General features: G+C 31.5%; 22 protein-coding genes (1 of these 22 only partly in view). 11 read left to right on the top strand and 11 right to left on the bottom strand.

The window, feature by feature from the left end; genetic code table 11:
• Nucleotides 1-709, top strand: partial view of a 5,10-methylenetetrahydromethanopterin reductase gene (mer, locus tag ACMC9J_RS06520; RefSeq protein ID WP_019264470.1) — the 3' portion only. 257 nt of this gene lie to the left of the window's left edge; the window shows 709 of its 966 coding nt (coding positions 258-966); its start codon lies off the left edge, out of view; the stop codon is at nucleotides 707-709.
• A 28-nt stretch (nucleotides 710-737) separates the two neighbouring features.
• Here the strand turns inward: mer and ACMC9J_RS06515 are convergent, their stop codons facing one another.
• On the bottom strand, nucleotides 738-1,529 hold the full coding sequence (locus tag ACMC9J_RS06515) for a radical SAM protein (RefSeq protein WP_427003638.1): 792 nt from the start codon (nucleotides 1,527-1,529) through the stop codon (nucleotides 738-740).
• Between the two features lie 191 nt (nucleotides 1,530-1,720).
• On the opposite strand from ACMC9J_RS06515, the gene ACMC9J_RS06510 reads away from it, so the two are divergent.
• Nucleotides 1,721-2,803: an archaeosine biosynthesis radical SAM protein RaSEA gene (locus ACMC9J_RS06510; RefSeq protein WP_427003086.1), complete on the top strand. Its 1,083-nt coding sequence runs from the start codon at nucleotides 1,721-1,723 to the stop codon at nucleotides 2,801-2,803.
• A gap of 38 nt (nucleotides 2,804-2,841) precedes the next feature.
• Here ACMC9J_RS06510 and ACMC9J_RS06505 read toward each other — a convergent pair whose 3' ends face one another.
• Nucleotides 2,842-4,134: a DUF6056 family protein gene (locus tag ACMC9J_RS06505; RefSeq protein ID WP_427003085.1), complete on the bottom strand. Its 1,293-nt coding sequence runs from the start codon at nucleotides 4,132-4,134 to the stop codon at nucleotides 2,842-2,844.
• Between the two features lie 137 nt (nucleotides 4,135-4,271).
• On the opposite strand from ACMC9J_RS06505, the gene ACMC9J_RS06500 reads away from it, so the two are divergent.
• Together ACMC9J_RS06500 and ACMC9J_RS06495 are read left to right on the top strand one after the other, a co-directional pair.
• Nucleotides 4,272-4,754: a DUF308 domain-containing protein gene (locus tag ACMC9J_RS06500; RefSeq protein WP_019264474.1), complete on the top strand. Its 483-nt coding sequence runs from the start codon at nucleotides 4,272-4,274 to the stop codon at nucleotides 4,752-4,754.
• A gap of 24 nt (nucleotides 4,755-4,778) precedes the next feature.
• Entirely contained in the window at nucleotides 4,779-6,059 is a 1,281-nt protein-coding gene (locus tag ACMC9J_RS06495) for an adenylyltransferase/cytidyltransferase family protein (RefSeq protein ID WP_427003637.1), read from the top strand.
• Here ACMC9J_RS06495 and ACMC9J_RS06490 read toward each other — a convergent pair.
• From ACMC9J_RS06490 to ACMC9J_RS06455, 8 genes are read right to left on the bottom strand one after another with little or no spacing between them, the layout of a single operon-like run.
• Nucleotides 6,049-6,783, bottom strand: a complete 735-nt coding sequence (locus ACMC9J_RS06490; RefSeq protein WP_427003084.1) for an NAD(P)-binding domain-containing protein — start codon at nucleotides 6,781-6,783, stop codon at nucleotides 6,049-6,051. The two genes, ACMC9J_RS06495 and ACMC9J_RS06490, sit on opposite strands and share 11 nt — an antisense overlap.
• Nucleotides 6,780-7,391 carry a cytochrome c biogenesis CcdA family protein gene (locus tag ACMC9J_RS06485; RefSeq protein WP_019267715.1) on the bottom strand — a complete coding sequence of 204 codons (612 nt, stop codon included), beginning with the start codon at nucleotides 7,389-7,391 and terminating at the stop codon, nucleotides 6,780-6,782. Before ACMC9J_RS06485 ends, ACMC9J_RS06490 begins: the two co-directional genes overlap by 4 nt.
• A 9-nt stretch (nucleotides 7,392-7,400) precedes the next feature.
• Nucleotides 7,401-7,841, bottom strand: coding sequence for a thioredoxin family protein (locus tag ACMC9J_RS06480; RefSeq protein ID WP_019264478.1), 441 nt, complete (start codon nucleotides 7,839-7,841; stop codon nucleotides 7,401-7,403).
• 29 nt (nucleotides 7,842-7,870) lie between these two features.
• Nucleotides 7,871-8,737 (bottom strand): damage-control phosphatase ARMT1 family protein, encoded by an 867-nt coding sequence (locus ACMC9J_RS06475; protein ID WP_019267716.1) that lies wholly within the window; start codon nucleotides 8,735-8,737, stop codon nucleotides 7,871-7,873.
• Nucleotides 8,738-8,941, bottom strand: coding sequence for a MoaD/ThiS family protein (locus ACMC9J_RS06470; protein WP_019264480.1), 204 nt, complete (start codon nucleotides 8,939-8,941; stop codon nucleotides 8,738-8,740). It abuts the gene before it with no gap.
• Between the two features lie 4 nt (nucleotides 8,942-8,945).
• Nucleotides 8,946-9,863, bottom strand: a complete 918-nt coding sequence (locus ACMC9J_RS06465) for a TIGR00269 family protein (RefSeq protein WP_427003083.1) — start codon at nucleotides 9,861-9,863, stop codon at nucleotides 8,946-8,948.
• A gap of 8 nt (nucleotides 9,864-9,871) precedes the next feature.
• Nucleotides 9,872-11,029, bottom strand: a complete 1,158-nt coding sequence (locus ACMC9J_RS06460) for a VWA domain-containing protein (RefSeq protein WP_019264482.1) — start codon at nucleotides 11,027-11,029, stop codon at nucleotides 9,872-9,874.
• 13 nt (nucleotides 11,030-11,042) lie between these two features.
• The gene (locus ACMC9J_RS06455) at nucleotides 11,043-11,900 is read right to left on the bottom strand and encodes an AAA family ATPase (protein WP_019264483.1); all 858 of its coding nucleotides are present in this window, start codon (nucleotides 11,898-11,900) and stop codon (nucleotides 11,043-11,045) included.
• 89 nt (nucleotides 11,901-11,989) lie between these two features.
• On the opposite strand from ACMC9J_RS06455, the gene ACMC9J_RS06450 reads away from it, so the two are divergent.
• The gene (locus ACMC9J_RS06450) at nucleotides 11,990-12,238 is read left to right on the top strand and encodes a hypothetical protein (RefSeq protein WP_019264484.1); all 249 of its coding nucleotides are present in this window, start codon (nucleotides 11,990-11,992) and stop codon (nucleotides 12,236-12,238) included.
• Here the strand turns inward: ACMC9J_RS06450 and ACMC9J_RS06445 are convergent.
• Complete coding sequence (locus ACMC9J_RS06445; protein WP_019264485.1) at nucleotides 12,235-13,839, bottom strand: dihydropteroate synthase-like protein; 1,605 nt, start codon at nucleotides 13,837-13,839, stop codon at nucleotides 12,235-12,237. The genes ACMC9J_RS06450 and ACMC9J_RS06445 overlap by 4 nt on opposite strands.
• A gap of 215 nt (nucleotides 13,840-14,054) precedes the next feature.
• On the opposite strand from ACMC9J_RS06445, the gene ACMC9J_RS06440 reads away from it, so the two are divergent.
• From ACMC9J_RS06440 to ACMC9J_RS06415, 6 genes are read left to right on the top strand one after another with little or no spacing between them, the layout of a single operon-like run.
• Nucleotides 14,055-14,579: a pyruvate ferredoxin oxidoreductase subunit gamma gene (locus ACMC9J_RS06440; protein WP_019266427.1), complete on the top strand. Its 525-nt coding sequence runs from the start codon at nucleotides 14,055-14,057 to the stop codon at nucleotides 14,577-14,579.
• A gap of 25 nt (nucleotides 14,580-14,604) precedes the next feature.
• On the top strand, nucleotides 14,605-14,847 hold the full coding sequence (porD, locus tag ACMC9J_RS06435; protein WP_019264487.1) for a pyruvate synthase subunit PorD: 243 nt from the start codon (nucleotides 14,605-14,607) through the stop codon (nucleotides 14,845-14,847).
• A gap of 11 nt (nucleotides 14,848-14,858) precedes the next feature.
• Entirely contained in the window at nucleotides 14,859-16,004 is a 1,146-nt protein-coding gene (gene porA / locus ACMC9J_RS06430) for a pyruvate synthase subunit PorA (protein ID WP_019266428.1), read from the top strand.
• 2 nt (nucleotides 16,005-16,006) lie between these two features.
• Nucleotides 16,007-16,873 carry a pyruvate synthase subunit PorB gene (porB, locus tag ACMC9J_RS06425; RefSeq protein WP_427003082.1) on the top strand — a complete coding sequence of 289 codons (867 nt, stop codon included), beginning with the start codon at nucleotides 16,007-16,009 and terminating at the stop codon, nucleotides 16,871-16,873.
• A gap of 13 nt (nucleotides 16,874-16,886) precedes the next feature.
• On the top strand, nucleotides 16,887-17,390 hold the full coding sequence (locus ACMC9J_RS06420; RefSeq protein ID WP_019264490.1) for a 4Fe-4S dicluster domain-containing protein: 504 nt from the start codon (nucleotides 16,887-16,889) through the stop codon (nucleotides 17,388-17,390).
• A gap of 13 nt (nucleotides 17,391-17,403) precedes the next feature.
• Nucleotides 17,404-17,649 (top strand): 4Fe-4S binding protein, encoded by a 246-nt coding sequence (locus ACMC9J_RS06415; RefSeq protein ID WP_400252825.1) that lies wholly within the window; start codon nucleotides 17,404-17,406, stop codon nucleotides 17,647-17,649.
• Nucleotides 17,650-17,659 lie beyond the last annotated feature (10 nt).

Raw genomic sequence — 17,659 nt, 5'->3', positions numbered from 1 at the left:
AAGAGCTACTTTTGGTATTGGTCCAGGAGACAAAGCAACCTTTGATGCTTTAGGAATCCCATGGGAAAAACCTGTATCCACAATAAAATCTGCTATTGCTGACATTAACACTTTACTTGCTGGTGACAAAACTGAAACCGGTGCAGCATTAGGTGGAGTAAAAGCTGTTCAAGAACACCTCCCAATTTACATGGGTGCTCAAGGACCTAAAATGTTAGAAACCGCTGGAGAAATTGCAGACGGTGTTTTAATTAACGCATCTAACCCTAAAGATTACGAAGCAGCATTACCACTTATTAAAAAAGGAATCGACAATGCTGGTAAAAACGTAGCTGACTTTGATGTAGGTGCATACACTGCAACTTCTATCGGAACCGATTCTGAAAAAGCTAAAAACGCAGCAAAAATTGTTGTTGCTTTCATTGCAGCTGGTTCCCCTCCTATGGTTATCGACAGACACGGATTACCTGAAGGTATTAACGAAAAAATCGGTGCTTGCTTAGGTAAAGGTGACTTCGGTGGAGCTATCGGATTAATCGATGATGACTTACTCCACGCATTCTCCGTAGCAGGTACTCCTGATGAATTCATCCCTAAAGTAGAAGGATTAGCTGAAATGGGTGTAACCCAATACGTAGCTGGTTCTCCAATCGGAAAAGATGTAGAAGAATCCATCAAATTATTAGGAGAAGTAATCGCAAGTTTCTAAACTCCTAATTTTTTCTTTTTTTATTTTTTTAAAGCATAGTTGTTTTAATACCCTGTTTTTTGCAAATAGCTGCTGTTTTTCTATATAAATTATTCTGATACCTGTTTGAAGGATACTCTTTATTATAAAATAAGTCTTTTACATCATCCAGTACTTCAGGAAAGTTACTTTTAACAAAATTATAATATTTTATTCTGGAGGAATTTTCACTGCTTCCAAAAAGTGACAGTGCTCCCGGAATTAAATATCCTGCATTGTTTTTCTTAAATACCCTAACAAAATTTTCAATATTTTTCGAATCATCATTTATATAGGGCAATATCGGCATTAATGCAGCGCCTACATGAAAACCTTCATTAGCTAATATATTCATTGCTTTTAGTCTTTGTGAAGGTGAAGGTGCATTTGGCTCAACTAAACTAGCTAAATCATCATCAACTGTTGAAAATGAAAAAGTTACGCAGACTCTGGATTTCAAATTTTTCAAATCATCAGGCAATACAGCTGCATCATTCAGCTTCTTTAAAATATCCATATCTCTTAAAATTAAGTCAGATTTTGTTATAATATGTACCGGATATTTAAACCTTAGAAATATCTTTAAAATTTCCCGGGTTAATTCCAATTCCTTTTCTATTTCCATATATGGATCAGATGCCGAACCTAAATTCAAAAATGCTCTTTCGTGATTTCTGGATAATTTCTTTAATTTATTATAAACCAAATCACAGGCATTGGATTTTACATAATAGCTATTGGTTTTCTTTGCATATTTGCTTCCATTTATATAACAGTATACACAGTCAAATGAGCATCCCATATAGGGATTAATAGTATAATCTTCCAAAAAGAGATTAAAATTTCTTTTCCCTTTTCGTTTATTGAAAATTGAATTTACTTTTTTATTTTCGAATCCGTATTTTTTCAGAATTATATCATCACTATTAGCAAAGTTTTTAATTATATCAACACCTTAAATATTAATATTAATTTTATTATAAGGTATATATAATGGAGATTGAAAACTTAACTAAAGAAATTAGAGCTAGGGCATTTGAGAGAAAAGATCCGAAAACACCTAATCAGGTAGCTGCTAGCTGGTATAATGATGATTTAACTTATGACGGAGTTGCAAAAACCCTGTTTATTATTTTACCTACTCCAGGATGTTCCTGGGCAATAGGTGACAGCGGAGGATGTACAATGTGCAGCTATGTTTCAGACTGCACACTGGAATCGATTGACAGCGAAACTATAGTAACTATATTCAAAGAGCACCTTAACCGTTTTCCTATTAACGAAGAAGATAAGATAACCGTTAAATTATTTGCTTCAGGAAGTTTTTTAAATCCTCGTGAACTTCCAAAAGATGCCCGTGATGAAATTTTAAATATTTTAATGGATTTAGGTAATGTTCATGAAATTGTAGTTGAATCAAGAGCAGAATATGTTAAGGAAGAATACATTGATGAAATAACAGATATTATCGGAGATACTTTATTTGAAATTAGTATGGGTTTAGAAACTTCCAATGATTATACCAGACTTAAAAAAATAAATAAGGGATTCACTCTTGATGATTTCAACAAAGCAGTTTCATTAATTCAAAAATTAAACAGCAAAAAAGGTTATAATCTTAAATCCAAAGCATATATTTTTGTAAAACCTATTCTTTTAAATGAAAAAGAAGCTATTGATGAAGCTATTGAAACTGCAAGATACTGTGCCGACCATAATGTTGACAGAGTGTCCTTTTGTCCGGCTACAATACATGGAGGAACTTTAATTGAAAGAATGTGGAGAAAAGGAGCATATCATCCACCATGGATTTGGAGCTGTATTGAAATTATAAATACTGTACGTAAAGAGTTAAATATTCCCGCATTACTTGACACTTCAGGTTTCGGTTCAAGACGTGGTCCTTACAATTGTAAAAAATGCAATAAAGATTTAAAACACATGATAATAGCCAATAACTTAACACAAACTCCAATTGACTATGACTGTGATTGTAAAAACAAATGGCTGGCCGAAGTTAATAATGCAGATATGAATAAATCAGCTGTACCTGTAAAACATCTCCCATTATATTAAAAAAAGTGTTTTTTTCTGATATGATAAAAGTATCAGATTTAATTTTTATTTTTAAATTCCAATAGTTTATTAATCAGCAGATAATCCAAAATCACCATTATAAACAGATAATTCAGATATATTCTATCATCACTTGTTAATGAAGGTGTAAAACCTGAAATAATCACAGATCCGAAACCCAGCACCAATAGTGCAAATATAAAATAACCCAATTCTTTATTGTTTTTATAAATCATATAAACTGAATATAACGGCACCAATGCAATTATAAGATAGAGAACACTGCAGCTTATCATTCTTATAAATCCTAAACTTAATAAACCGTATTTCAGATTAGTCAAATCAAAATAGCTATAGACATCACTGAAATTTGCAAAACCTGCTGCTGCAAAAAACAATACAATCAAAGCAGGAATAAAAGTAACCAGCATTATTTTCCTTTTATCAGATATCAGATAACTATAAACCGCAAGTAAAGCAAGGAAAATTACTGAAAATATGTCTTTTGCCATTAAAATCCAGCTGAAGAAATAATTAATTCCTACATCCAGTTTATTTATAATATTGAAGTTGGAATAATCTGGAAATCCAAGTTTAGTAACTACATTTACCCTGTTTACATTTCCCGGACAGCAGAAATCATAAATGAAATTCAAAACTATTAAACCTACAAATAAATAAATCACCTTCGGAATTTCAATCTTTTTATACAGACAGTAACCTATAACAAATACATATGCTCCACCAACCATTGCCAGTAACTGTTCAGAGCTGACAGCTTCCATTAATGTGACAATTAAAATCAGATATAGTGCTATTTTTTTAAATTTAGACAAATCCCTATTTTTAAATACATATTCTTTCAGCAAATAAAAATGCAGCAATATAAAACAAATTGGCCATATGTAATTTGTTGTAGTTGCTAACCATCCTGCAGATTCCAAAATCTTAGAAAAAGATATTATGAATAAACCTACAAAAAAGCAAGCCAGACAATTATAAAAGAAGCTTTTTTCATCATCATTAACCAGTAATTTACTTAACAGTACAGCAATAGCTACAAAAATAACTGAATCCACTATTCTCCAAATTTCTGCAGGAACAGATACCAATATACCTACATCAAATTCTATAAGAGACCTTGAACTCCAAGTTGCATACCTGTAGCTTAAAAATCCGTCTTTAGTTAATGACCATAAAGGATGCTTTGAAACTATTGTTTGGAAAGTAGGATAATCTGCAGTAACTACTGCTAATTTCCAATGATAACACAACAAAATCATTAAAAATATCAAAAAAGGAATATACTTAATATATTTTTTAAAATTCATATCACTATTTCCGGCTAAATCAATAATTATTAATATTATCCAAACAGTATGATAAAATTTTGCATGGATAATTTTAACTACTTTAAAGAAAAAATATATGAATATATAAAATATTAAAATTAATACGGAGGAAAAAGATGAAAAATAAATTTGTTAGTTTACTGGCTATCATTTTAGGAATAATAATCATCGCATTTCCAATGATTGGTGTTATTGGAACTAGTTCCTTAATAGGTTTATCTGTTCTTTTAATCTCTATTTATCTGCTTGTTGTAGGAGTAGCTATTATAGATTATAATAAATCCGGAGCAATTATCGATTTAATTTTAGGAATTATACTATTATTCTTAAGTCTTGGTTTAATATTCAATCCTAATCTATTTGCATTTCTTGCAGAAATTTCACTTTATCTTGCAGGAATTGTACTGATTATTGTGGGAGTTGTTGCTTTAGTTAACAACCGTCATGCAAGATTCGGATTTTATATAGGTATAAGCGGAATAATATTAGGTTTAGTTTACATAATCATTGGTACTTACGTTGCAGATCCTATTATTTTAGGTACTTTAATCGGATTATGGTTAGTAATAACCGGTGTTTTAAAAATTATAGATGGTTAATCCCCATCCACTTTTTCTTTTTTGGTGTTGAAATTGATAGCTATTAGTGCAGACTTTGACCCTGTACACAAAGGTCATGAAAAATTAATTAAAGAAGCAAAAAAACTAGCTGATGAAAAGCAAAAAAAGCTAGTAGTATATTTAAATAAAGGATACAGTGCTAATCACGGCCCATTTTTTGTAAATTTTGAAGCCAGACGTGATATGGCTTTAGCTCTTGGGGCAGATGAAGTAAAATCATTTGAAGGACTTCATCACAGACTTGTTTTATCTTATAGTGTTCCAATCAGATTAAATAAAATGTATGAAGATGGTGCTACTGATTATATTACATCAGCACATATTTCACTTGATGAAATTAAAAACAAAGCTCAAAAATTTGTTAAAGAGGGAAATTTCGTTGGAATGCCTAAAAATTATCCCAACAGAAATGAAATACGCTGGTATGCATTAAATGAATTTCTGGGATCTCCTTTAGAATATCATGTGATTCCTGAGTTTAACAAAGAAAAATATTCCGGAAGAAAAATCAGAAAGTCTATTTTAGATAATGATATGGTAATTCCTAAAGAAACCAGAAAATTACTTCCAAAAACAACTATTGACATTCTTGAAGATGAAATAGCTGCAGGCAGAATTCCCGGCCAGCGCAATTGGGCTGAAATTTATAAAAGAATGAATACATATTCAAGAGGAAATCTTGAAAAGATAGCTTACCTGAACGGGAACACCATAAATGAAATAATTAAAAGAAGAGTTTACAGAGATCCCGAGTCAATTTGGGCAGTATTTAGAAGAGCTAATTACGGACCTGTTATGACAAGACTGGCTGTAAGTGCTATTGAAGAAGAAGTCACTAAAAAAGAAGTAATGGACCTGATGAAAAGTTATGAAGCAAAAGGCGTTATTCCGGAAGGTCAGAAAGTTCAAAGAGTAATTGATAGAGCATGGTATGTTGCAAGTGAAAGTGAAAAAGGAGTAAATGCTAAAACAGCCAATGAAACCTTTAGAAGCAAAAATATTAAAGTTGATAATCCTCCTTTAAATATTCGTGCCGGTTTAAATTTAACTAAATTCGAAACTAAAATTATTTCAGAAGGACTGAATGCTGATTTATATATTGATAAAGACAATAAAATTTCAGTTCAGCTAAAAGCAGAAGGTAAAAAGATTAAAACCAATTTAAGATTACCTGCAAAAGAAGTGACTTACCTCAGATACATTATGGATTCAAACTTCATCCCGACAAGTGCCAGCATCAGAAAGGATAAAAAAGGATATAAAGTTGATATAACTATTGGCTAAGCTTTTTAAAAGAAGCTTTAACCATTGTTAAATCATGATTTTCAAAATAATCAATAATCTGTTCTAATTCTTCCGCCTTTCTTTTTTTAGCATTTTTTGTATTGTTAATTCTTGACAAAGCCTTTTTTTTAAAATCATTGCCTTCAGTTAAAGTTAAAATATCAAAAAATTCATCTTTCAAATCTAAATTTTCAGCTATTTCAAAGCTTTCCATTAAAACAGCTGAAAGAGACTTTGTATACATGCTCCTAAGTAATTTCAGCTTAGATACATCACCTGGATTTTCACTAATTTTGTGAACTTCCAAAAAATCATCCAGAAAATCCAGCTTTTCCAAGTTTTTTCCGGACAAATACAATACAGGATTTGCAGCATCTATTTTTCCGATAATTGCTCCGTCTACAAAATTATCCACATATTCATTGATTTTTAAAGTTGTTTTAGGAGAAATATTATTTAAATCCATGTAGATCCCTTTAGAATATTTTCCATATTCAGCAGCTATGTCCAGTGCCTGACTGGGACTATTAGCAGAAATTAAAATGTCTGAAAAAGCAGCTACCTCTTTAAAAGTATCTAAAATTTCCACATCTGATTTTTTCATATTTTCAATTGTATTTTCTGACCTGTTTTGGGCAGATGTTAAAAAAGTAATATTTTCAGAGTCAATCAATCCTGTTAAGTTTTTAGCTACCTTTCCAAAACCTATAAATCCTATTTTCACAAAATTCCTCCAAGAGCAGTTATTAACATGTAAACAGCCCCAATTATAATTAATACTGCAAATATTTTCTGAATATATTCAGTTTTTTTAGCAAACCTTGAGATATCAATGTTAGAAATTATATATCCCAAGATTAATAATGTTAATCCGAAACCAAGGCAATACAAAAGAATGTTGAATGCTACAAATACTGGATTTCCTGAACTTACAAGCAATGTTAAAAGTGAAATCAGATAACCGCTGTAACATGGTGCCCATGATAAAGAAGTTAGAAATCCTAAAATAAATGCATTATCTCTGCTTTTATAAGTTAATGCTGGAAACTTGCAGGAACAGGAAGTTAATAAAAATCCTCCAATTAAAAGCAGGAAAAATGCCGATATAACTCGAATATAATTTAAGTATTTATAAATAGCTATTGTAAAATATACTGTTGCAAATAGTATAACTACAAAAATAGCAAATAAACCTAAAACAAATGAAATGATCTCTGTATTCTTTCTTTTTTTTAAATTAAATCCTATAAAAATAGGTAAAACGGGTAAAATACAGGGAGATAAAATTGAAATTACTCCTGTAATAAAAGAAACCGCCAGAACAATTTCCACAATATCCCCTCAAATCATGTTTATTAAATCTTTCGGACCATAATAACCTTCAATAGACTTTAATTCATTACCTTCACTGTCTAAAATAAGCATAGTAGGTGTTGAATAAACATTATACTTACCAGCTATTTCAGGATTGTCATTAACATTAATTATAACAACTACATAACTTTCATTAAGCTTATCCATAATTTGTGCATCATTCAGGGTGTTCTGCCTTAACTGATGACAATAAGTACAGGTATCTGATTCAAAAACAGCAAAAACTTCTTTATCACTAGTTTTAGCTTTTTGAAGTGCTTCAGACAAAGTTCCTGCAGTATCAATAATGTTAAACTCTGATTCGGAAGCTTCTTCTTTTTCAAAATCCCCATTAATTGAAAACCATCCACTTAATGCAATAATGACAAGTATTATGAAAATAATGAAATATAAACTACATTTTTTCATGAATATATTATAATAAATTATCAAATATATTAGTTTCTATTTTTTAAAAGCAACATATCATGTAAGTTTACACCAATATCTTTTGAAATTGTTGTACATTTTGAGCATAATAAAAAGAAAACTTCCTTAGATGACAAATCTATTTCAGTTAGCCCCTCATAATTTCCCATTCCTTTAGAAATTATAAAATCATGAGATGAAAAAATTTCTCTAAATTCCTCTGAAATTTCACTGTCCACATATCCGACAGTTCCAGCACCTATTTCAACAATTTCTCCAAATTCATCTAATCCCACATTGACTGCATCTTCCATACATGCATCATTTATAATTGGTCTTGATTTGACAGCTATTGTAATATCCAAGTCGTACTGCTTCATTTTAGAAAGTAAAAGTTTGTCAAATACAATTTCACCAGTATTATCCACTAAATACAATACTTTATCATATTTTTTTAAGGCATTTTCAAACTCATCAATATCTTTAACAGCCAAATCTCTTTCTAAAGCAGAACTTATTAAACTTCCAACATCAGTATCTATAGTAAATGCTCCAAAATCCAGAATATTCCCTATAATAGCTATTTTCACATAGTTTTCCAAACTGTTATTCTTTTTGAGAACTTCCTTAACTGTCGGCAAATATTTTAAAGCTATCTGATTACCTGCAATTTTTTCTTTAATATATGGATCTTCACAGCCTGTTTTTTCCTGAATCATGTTATGAATAACTGAACCTGTTTTATTTGAATTGGTTGTTTTATAGAAATTAGAACTTAAAAATGTGAAAATATCATTCATAAGTTCTATTTTAAGGTCCTCATCATCACTAGCCAAATCCATAGCCTCTTTTGCCTGTCTTAAAAAACATGCACCACATTCATAGTTGATTTTCACTTAACCACCATAAATAATTTGAACTAACTGTATTTCATCATCATCTCGGATTTCACTTTCTTCAATAACCAAGTCCCCGTTCTGTTTTGGAACAATAGTTTGTGAAGATAACTCCAAATCATTTAATAAATCTTTAATTGTGTAATTTTCTTTTGGTATGTCTCTTTTCTCATCAATATCTTTAAATTTTAATGTAAATGTCATATTATCACTTTCCCAATTCCTCTAAAAATGTACATGCCTTACATAATCTGTTGGCTGAAGGTTCACCACACCTTTCACACCTTGACTGAGGATAAGTTTTTTTAAAACCGTCACCAATAGCTTCCTTAATCTTATCATATCCCCTAAGTGTTGAATATTTTATTGTAGGATGTTTTTCAGAAAGTTTATTTATCAAATCTGAAACTTCACCTCTAAATGACTGCTGTGCATAAGGACAGCTGTCAAAATGAACTTCCAGTTCTTTTGCAACTACATACAAACCTATTTCCCTTTCCGGAATTTCACGTAAAGGTTTAATTTTAACTGTGAATTCTTTAGCTTTTGAAGATGTTTTAGCACCTAACTTAGTTAAATTATCAGTATTTCCCTCAAGATAATTCATCATAATGGCCTGAACTTCATCATCCAAATTATGACCTGTAGCTATTTTAGTAGCTCCCATTTCACGGGCAGCCTTATTTATTATAGTTCTTCTAAAAACACCACAGTAACTGCAGGATCCAATATGATTCTCTTTTTGCATTATCTCATCTAATGTTATACCATGTTCTTCTTTAAGAGAAACTACTTTATGTTCAATACCTAAACGTTTCGCATGACGGGTAGCTATATCTACACCTTCCTGACGATAGTTATCAATTCCTTCATCAACAGTTACTGCACAGATGTCTATAATATTTCTTTTACGGAAACTGTTCAAGATTTCCAAAGTTGTTACACTGTCTTTACCTCCTGAAAGTGCAACTAAAACTTTGTCTCCCTTATCCAATAATTTTTCCTTTTTAACTGTTTTAATAACTTTTTTTTCAATTGATTCAATAAAACAATCCTTACATAAATATTGACCGGATTGGTGTTTTTTAATAATAACCTGCGAATTACCGCATTTACTGCACTGCATAACTACACCTACATTTGCTCTACAAATTGAGCTAATTGATTTAAAGTATTTACTTCAAATATATGGGCACCTGCATCTTCATATAATGAAACACAACTATCTACAATATCCCATTTATTTCTGTCTTCAGGATTTAATATTACAACTTTTTTAGAATTTTTAACCATTTCACCAACTAAATCTACACTGGCCGGAACACCTTTTACTTTAGGTCCTGCCCAATCCCTGCAATCAGACAGTATAATAACATAAGACTTGTTATTTAACTTAGCCAAATCCATAAATTTCTCAAATGAAGTATACATATTAGATGTTCCATGAACCATTGCATTTTTAAGTCTCATATCTTTAACTTTTGTAAATGCATCAATTAAATACTCTTCTTTTAAAGCTTTAGTTGTTTCAATAACCTTATTATCAAATTCAAAAGTTCTTGAATTTTTAAATGCACTTTGAGCTGAAAACATCAACATGAAAAACCAGCTGCTGATCCATTCACAGGACCCGCTGATATCATTTAGAAACAAATGTTCATTTTTGTGAGGCCGTGGTTTAGCCTTAATCAGTTCAAAAGGAACACCGCCATATTTCATATTTACTCTTATGGTTCTTCTAATGTCTATTCTATTTGAACTTGTCTGGATTTTCCTTCTTGAACGTTTATTAGCTATTTTCCTACCTAATCTTTGACAGATTTCAAGCATTCTTGGATCGAATTTGTTAAGTTTTGTCAAATCCTTATTTAATAATTCCCCGTCTCTTTCAAGTTTTTGAACTTCATCAAGTAAAGGCTGGCCTGATAACTGTTTCAGTTTTTCATTGTTAATTTTTTCTTTTTTGAGTTTTGTAGAAACATTACCCTGTTTTTTAATAATATACTTATTGGATTTAGGTCCTGTTCCTTTGTAAGCTTTACCTCTCTGTTCAGCATCAAGAACCTCTTTTTTTCGGGCTTCTTTTTTGAAAACATTTTCAAAAATCTTGTTAAACTTAGGAATATCATACTTATCTTTAACATAAATTGCTCTTAAGGCTGTTTTTAAAAGATTTCTATCATTTTCGCCCAAATCCTGATAAACTTGAGCAGCTGAGTGTGTACTCCTAATACTGACAGGTAAACCTACTTCTCTTAACTGATGAGACAATTCTGCAACTTTATCAATCATAATATCATTATAATTAATATTTCTTATGAATTACGTCTTTTAAAACTCTTTTTTTATCACTTTCAGTTTTAATAGCAACACCAATACTATCCTCTAAAGATTTATTGAAATTTTTAGTACCTAAACTGGAAACTGATCTAACCCAATCTACAGTTCCCCTTACAGACGGTTTTTTCATTAAATTAAGATTACGTATCTCATGCACTATTTTAACTATTTTTGAAACTGTTTCATTCTCAGCTTCAGGAAGTCTTGATTTAACAATTTCAATTTCACGTTCAACTGAAGGATATGGAATATATAAGAATAAACATCTGTCCTTAGTTTCATCAAGTAAAGACCTTTGAGAGTTAGAAGTTAAAATAACAATTAAATCATTTGCTAACTGGAATGTTCCTAAATCATTTATAGTTATTTCTTTTTCACCTAATGCCTGAAGTAAAAAACTTTCAACTTCCTCATCTGCTTTATCAATTTCATCAATAAGTAAAACAGAATCCTTTTCATTTAAAAAAGCATTTAATAAAGGACGTCTTATAAAGAATTCTTCATGAAATATTTTTTCTTCATTATCAGACTCGTTTTTAGCTGCTTCAAGGTGAAGCAATTGTTTTTGATAATTCCATTCTCCAACAATTTGTTCAAAAGTAATACCTTCATAACACTGAATCCTAAAGAAATCCATGTCAAAAGCACTGGCTATTACTTTAGCTAACTGTGTTTTTCCAACACCTGGAGGTCCTTCAATAAGCATTGGTTTTCCAAGTAAAAAAGATAAATATAATGTTGTTGAAATCTCGTTATCCGGGACATAATTTTCATTTAAAAGAATTTTGTCAATTTTTTTAACAGATAAATCGTCAATTTGCACAATCAAACCTTCTTTATTTTATATATAATTACAAGTATAATGATGCATTTATTTAAAAGTTTTGAAATAATAGATAATGAGGTTGAATTATGAAAACAGAAAATGCAATTATTATAATATTAATCATGATTATTATAGTTGCTACTGGAATTTTTACACTTGGAAACATTAACTTACATACCGACTCTGGAAATGATAATTCAGAAATTTCTTATGACAGTTCCAATTCTATTGATTCCGGTGGCTCCAGTCAAATTGAAGAACCATCCCAAGTAGCTGGTGAAAGTGAAGATAGTGGAGAAAGTGTTCAGGAAAGTGCAGATAGTGAATCCAATTAAGTTTTGAATTCATCAGGATTTTTAAATAAATCAAAATCCTGAACATATTCCTTTCCAGTAATCATGGCTATTTGTGCTTTTTGAAGCTCACTTCCCAAATATGCAGCATGCTCCATTCTTGTTACAAGTTTTTTATCTATTATTTCTTCATAAATTTCTTTTGCAGTATCTCCAACAATCACCAAATCAGCTTTGTTCTTTTTAAAATGTGTAGCTATAATTCTGCTGGCTTTAACTGTAGTTCCATAATCAACACTGATTTTAAAGCTCCCTGCCTTGTCTCTTACAAATTTCATAGGTTTGGTCTGTTTAACTTCCGGAACTCCATCAGTTTCAGTTTCAATAATATCCAGTCGTTTATGTTTATCTTTAAATGCAACAAGGTTAATTCCCAAATCCTTTGGAATAGAACCTCTATGCTTAGCTAAAAACATCATTTTAGATGCAGTTGATAATTCATAAACACTGCCTCTTGTTTTTCCGCTTTCTTCTGGAGTAAATAATATACTTACACCTAATTCCATCCCTATTCCTGCAAGCAGAACATTGACTCCTCCAGAGTCTGCATCCATCAGTTCAGTAACATTTCCAACTCCGAAAAACATTGGTGCTTTATTTATTTTATGAAATTCGAAACAGGCCATAATTGATTCAACAATACTGCTGCTGTTTACAGGGTCCAAAATTAAATCTGCAACATAATCAATGCCTTTTGTATCTTCAATTAGCTGTTTCATTGCATCAACTCTTTCTTCAGGAGTTTTTGGAGTGAAACCTTCTGAAAAATTAGTTGGAAGCAAAACAGCCGGAGTATTAGTTTCTTTTAAAATATCAAGTACTTTAGAATTATTTCCCAAATCCAAACTTAATACCAAATCAATACCATGTTTTGCAGCTGCTTCAATTTCTTTTGCATTTAATGTATCAATACTTAATGGCCTATCTCCAACAATTGGCCTTAATGTATCAATCAATTCCGGAACTTTATCTGAAAAATCTTCACCTGCTGCCATACCAATATCAATCATATCAGCTCCCGAATCAACAAAATACTGACATTTATGAATTAAAGCTTCTTTTGATAAAAATGGGGCGTTAGCTATTTCAGACAATACTCTCATTGGAAAATCTTCACCTACCGGGAGATTTCCAACCAGAATATTATTAGGTTTTTCCAATAATTTTTCAATGGTTTTTTCATCATTTTCAAAATCATCAATGAATTTTAAAGCTTCTTTTCTTTTTTCCTCTTCAATTAGTTTATCTGCAGGTTTATCTTCAGACAATTCAATTTGATCAATTAAATTTAAAACCATAGCCAAATCAGCTCCGTCAGTTGAACCTTTAAAAGTAGGAATTCCCAATTCTTTTGTTATTTCCCTGGTTCCTTTCTTTATTAAACCTGGAACTAAAATCATATCAATTTCATCTAACTGATTAGCAAAATGAGTTTTTATTTCATTAATAATAATTCTAGGAGTTAAAAATGCAGCTACCTGTGTATTATCAGCTATATGAATTATAACCTCAACATTAGCATTAGCTACAACATTTTTAATTAAAGGATATGCTAAATTTCCAGTAATAATTAAAACTTTCATAAACTCCCCCACCTATTCATAATATTAATAGTTATATGACTATTTAATTATTATAAGTAACTACAAAACAAAGCAATATACATCATTTAGCAACATAAATAATATAAAATATTAACTAAAAAACGATTATAAAATCTATAATGATTATCCATGATAAACTTTATATATTTTGTAATTTATAATGATTATACATGATAAACTATGGAGGAGACTAAATGATTGAAATTCGTTTTCACGGACGTGGTGGACAAGGGTCCGTAACTGCTGCTGAGATTTTGGCAAAAGCTGCTTTTAAAGATGGTAAATATGTTCAATCTTTCCCTTTCTTTGGAGTTGAACGTAGGGGAGCACCAGTAATGGCTTTTACCAGAATTGATGACAAACCAATTGACATAAGATACCAAGTATACAATCCAGACTATGTATTAGTTCTTGATGATGGATTAATGAATGTGGTGGATGTATTTTCTGGAATAAAAGAAAATACTGAAGTAATTATCAATATTGCTGAAGAATTTAAAGGATCTGGTGAACATCCAGTTCACAGCATTGATGCAACAGGAATTGCATTAGATTTATTAGGCCGCAATATTGTTAACACAATTATCTTAGGATACTTTGCTAAAAAAACTCACGTTGTAAGTATCGAATCACTTATTGAAGTAATTAAAGAAACATTCCCTGGAAAAGTTGGGGAATTAAATGCAGAAGCTACAAGAAAAGCTTATGACATGGGATAAAACATAAGGAGAAGGTGAATTAAAAATGGTAGCTATCGGATGTGTAATAAAAACACCTGGAAGTAGTAAAAATAACAAAACTGGAAGTTGGAGAACTTTTAAACCTGTTTTAGATAAAGAAAAATGTATCGATTGTGACAATTGTATTATTTTCTGTCCGGACTCCAGTGTAAATAAACAACATGACATTAATTACGATTACTGTAAAGGATGCGGAATTTGCGCATATGAATGTCCTTCAGATGCAATCGAAATGATTAAAGAATAGGGAGTGAAGAAATGACAAAAGAAGTTATGACAGCAAATAAAGCAGTTGCAGAAGCTGTAAGATTAGCTAAACCACAAGTTATTCCTGTTTATCCAATTACGCCTCAAACAACAATTTCAGAATACCTTGCACAATATGTTGCAGATGAAAAAATTGATGCAAAATATGTGAAAGTGGAATCTGAACACAGTGCAATCAGTGCATCTGTCGGAGCAAGTAGTGCTGGAGTAAGAGTATTTACTGCAACATCTTCACAAGGATTAATGTTAATGCATGAAATATTATTTGCAGCAGCAGGTATGAGAACTCCAATTGTATTGGCTGATGCAAATAGGGCAATATCTGCACCATTAAATATCTGGAATGATCAACAAGATTCAATTGCACAAAGAGATGCGGGATGGTTGCAAATTTATGTTGAAAGTGCACAGGAAGCTTTAGATACTACATTAATGGCATATAAAATTTCTGAAAACTATGATGTTTTACTTCCATCAATGGTATGTTTAGATGGATTTATTTTAACCCATACTGTAGAACCTGTAGAAATTCCAACTCAGGAAGATGCAGATAAATTCTTACCTCCATATGTTCCAAAACATGCTTTCTTGGATCCTAATGAACCAATGTCTATAGGTACATTAGCTGATCCTGATTACTATCTTGAAGCAAGACATGATATGCAAGTAGCTATGGAAAAATCAATTCCAGTTATTGAAGAAACCTGCAAAGAATTTGCCGAAATATTTGGCAGAGAGTATGGTCTTATTGACACTTATAAAACAGACGATGCAGACATCATTTTCGTGGCTATGGGTTCAATGTGCAGTACTTTAAGAGTTATGATTGATGAATTAAGAAACAAAGGTGAAAAAGTAGGTTTGCTTAAAGTTAGAGCTTACAGACCATTCCCTGTTGAAGCTATTGATGAAGCTGTTAAAAATGCTTCAAAATTAGCAGTTCTTGATAAAAATGTAACATTCGGAATTGGTGGTGCTCTTTACACTGATATTAAAGCAAAAATCCATAAAGAAGCATACGGATTTATTATTGGTTTAGGTGGAAGAGACATTACTCCAGAATCAATCTTGGAAGTTTATGAAAAAACAAAAAATCCAGAAAAAGAAGTTACCTGGATAGGACTTAAGGAGGAATAAAAATGGAGATATCTGATAAAGAATATTTAGCACCAGGACACAGAGGATGTGCAGGATGTGGAGCTTCCATTGGAGTTAGATTAGCTCTTAATGCATTAGGAAAAAACACTGTAGCTATTTCAGCTACTGGTTGTCTTGAAGTAATGACCTCTCCTTATCCAGAAACTGCTTGGGAAATTCCATGGATGCATGTAGCTTTCGAAAATGCTGGAGCAGTTGCATCTGGAGTAGAAAGCGCTTTAAGAATTCAAGGAAAAGATGACATTAATGTTATTGCTTTCGGAGGAGATGGAGGTACTGTAGATATTGGTTTGCAATCATTATCCGGAGCAATGGAAAGAGGTCACAACTTAACTTACATCTGTTACGATAACGAAGCATATATGAACACAGGTATCCAAAGAAGTGGTGCAACACCTTATGGTGCAAGTACTACAACTTCACCAAAAGGAATCGGAAGTTTCGGAGAAGACAAACCTAAAAAAGACATGCCGATGATAATGGCAGCACATGGAATCCCATATGTAGCTACTGCATCTATTGCATATCCTGAAGACTTTGTCAATAAAGTTAAAAAAGCAGCTGCAATCAAAGGTCCTGCATACATACATTTACACCAACCATGTACTACAGGATGGGGATTTGCTTCAGAAAAAACCATTGAAATGGGAAGATTAGCTGTTGAAACCGGATCATGGATTTTATATGAAGTTGAAAATGGTGAATTTAACATCACTTACAGACCTGAAGAAAGAAAACCTGTAAAAGAATATTTAGCTCCTCAAAAAAGATTCAAACATCTTGATGATGAACACATAGACAAAATACAAAAATATGTTGATAAATCCTGCGAAGAATTAGGTTTATAAAGGGGGAATAATAGTGGAAAAAATATTTGTAAATAGAGATGCATGTGATGGATGTAACAATTGTGTAAACATGTGTGCATCTATTCACTCTGCTCCTAGAATTAAAATTATAGAGCATGATTCCGCATATTATTCCTTAGTTTGTCAACATTGCGAAAATGCACCTTGTGTAAAAATTTGTCCGACAAATGCAATGACTACAAAAGGTGTTAAAACTGAAGATTGTATCGGATGTGGCTTATGCAGTATTGTTTGTCCGTTTGGTGCAATTACTATTGCAGAAAGTGTAGCTGAAAAATGTGACCTCTGTGCAGATAGAGAAGAAGGTCCTGCTTGTGTAAAAGCATGTACCAAAAGAGCTATTTCAGTTATTGATCCTGCAAAAATCAAAATTAAAAATCAGGAAAAATATCTTGCAAAACTTGCTGGAGAATATGATATTGGAAGCACATCCAACCGCAGTTTTGTACACTTCATCACAAGTGCTGCAAGAGCAAGATTAGCTCTTGATGAATAAATAAGGAAAAAACATGGCTGGAGAACTTCATGCAAATTGTATAAACTGTGGAAAATGTCAACATCCTATGGATGTTGATGATATTTCCTTATTTTGCATGGAATGTGCTCCTAATGAAGCTCCTTGTTTAAAAGTTTGTCCTGAAAAAGCAATAGAAAGCATTGGAGGGGCAATTACTTTAAATAAAAATAAATGCAATAAATGCGGAGAATGTACAAAAGTATGTCCTTTAGGCATTTTAGATGCAATTATAAAATAGCTGTTTTTTA

Source organism: Methanobrevibacter intestini (assembly GCF_047402955.1).
Classification (GTDB): Archaea; Methanobacteriota; Methanobacteria; order Methanobacteriales; family Methanobacteriaceae; genus Methanocatella; species Methanocatella intestini.
Note: the sequence above shows the minus strand (reverse complement) of the source record. Positions and strands in the feature narration are given on the sequence as shown.

Coding starts and splice junctions, on each gene's coding strand:
- ACMC9J_RS06515 (WP_427003638.1), bottom strand. CDS start 1,529: ATGGGATGCTCATTTGACTGTGTATACTGTTATATAAATGGAAGCAAA.
- ACMC9J_RS06510 (WP_427003086.1), top strand. CDS start 1,721: ATGGAGATTGAAAACTTAACTAAAGAAATTAGAGCTAGGGCATTTGAG.
- ACMC9J_RS06505 (WP_427003085.1), bottom strand. CDS start 4,134: ATGAATTTTAAAAAATATATTAAGTATATTCCTTTTTTGATATTTTTA.
- ACMC9J_RS06500 (WP_019264474.1), top strand. CDS start 4,272: ATGAAAAATAAATTTGTTAGTTTACTGGCTATCATTTTAGGAATAATA.
- ACMC9J_RS06480 (WP_019264478.1), bottom strand. CDS start 7,841: ATGAAAAAATGTAGTTTATATTTCATTATTTTCATAATACTTGTCATT.
- ACMC9J_RS06470 (WP_019264480.1), bottom strand. CDS start 8,941: ATGACATTTACATTAAAATTTAAAGATATTGATGAGAAAAGAGACATA.
- ACMC9J_RS06465 (WP_427003083.1), bottom strand. CDS start 9,863: ATGCAGTGCAGTAAATGCGGTAATTCGCAGGTTATTATTAAAAAACAC.
- ACMC9J_RS06460 (WP_019264482.1), bottom strand. CDS start 11,029: ATGATTGATAAAGTTGCAGAATTGTCTCATCAGTTAAGAGAAGTAGGT.
- ACMC9J_RS06450 (WP_019264484.1), top strand. CDS start 11,990: ATGAAAACAGAAAATGCAATTATTATAATATTAATCATGATTATTATA.
- ACMC9J_RS06445 (WP_019264485.1), bottom strand. CDS start 13,839: ATGAAAGTTTTAATTATTACTGGAAATTTAGCATATCCTTTAATTAAA.
- ACMC9J_RS06440 (WP_019266427.1), top strand. CDS start 14,055: ATGATTGAAATTCGTTTTCACGGACGTGGTGGACAAGGGTCCGTAACT.
- porD (WP_019264487.1), top strand. CDS start 14,605: ATGGTAGCTATCGGATGTGTAATAAAAACACCTGGAAGTAGTAAAAAT.
- porA (WP_019266428.1), top strand. CDS start 14,859: ATGACAAAAGAAGTTATGACAGCAAATAAAGCAGTTGCAGAAGCTGTA.
- porB (WP_427003082.1), top strand. CDS start 16,007: ATGGAGATATCTGATAAAGAATATTTAGCACCAGGACACAGAGGATGT.
- ACMC9J_RS06415 (WP_400252825.1), top strand. CDS start 17,404: ATGGCTGGAGAACTTCATGCAAATTGTATAAACTGTGGAAAATGTCAA.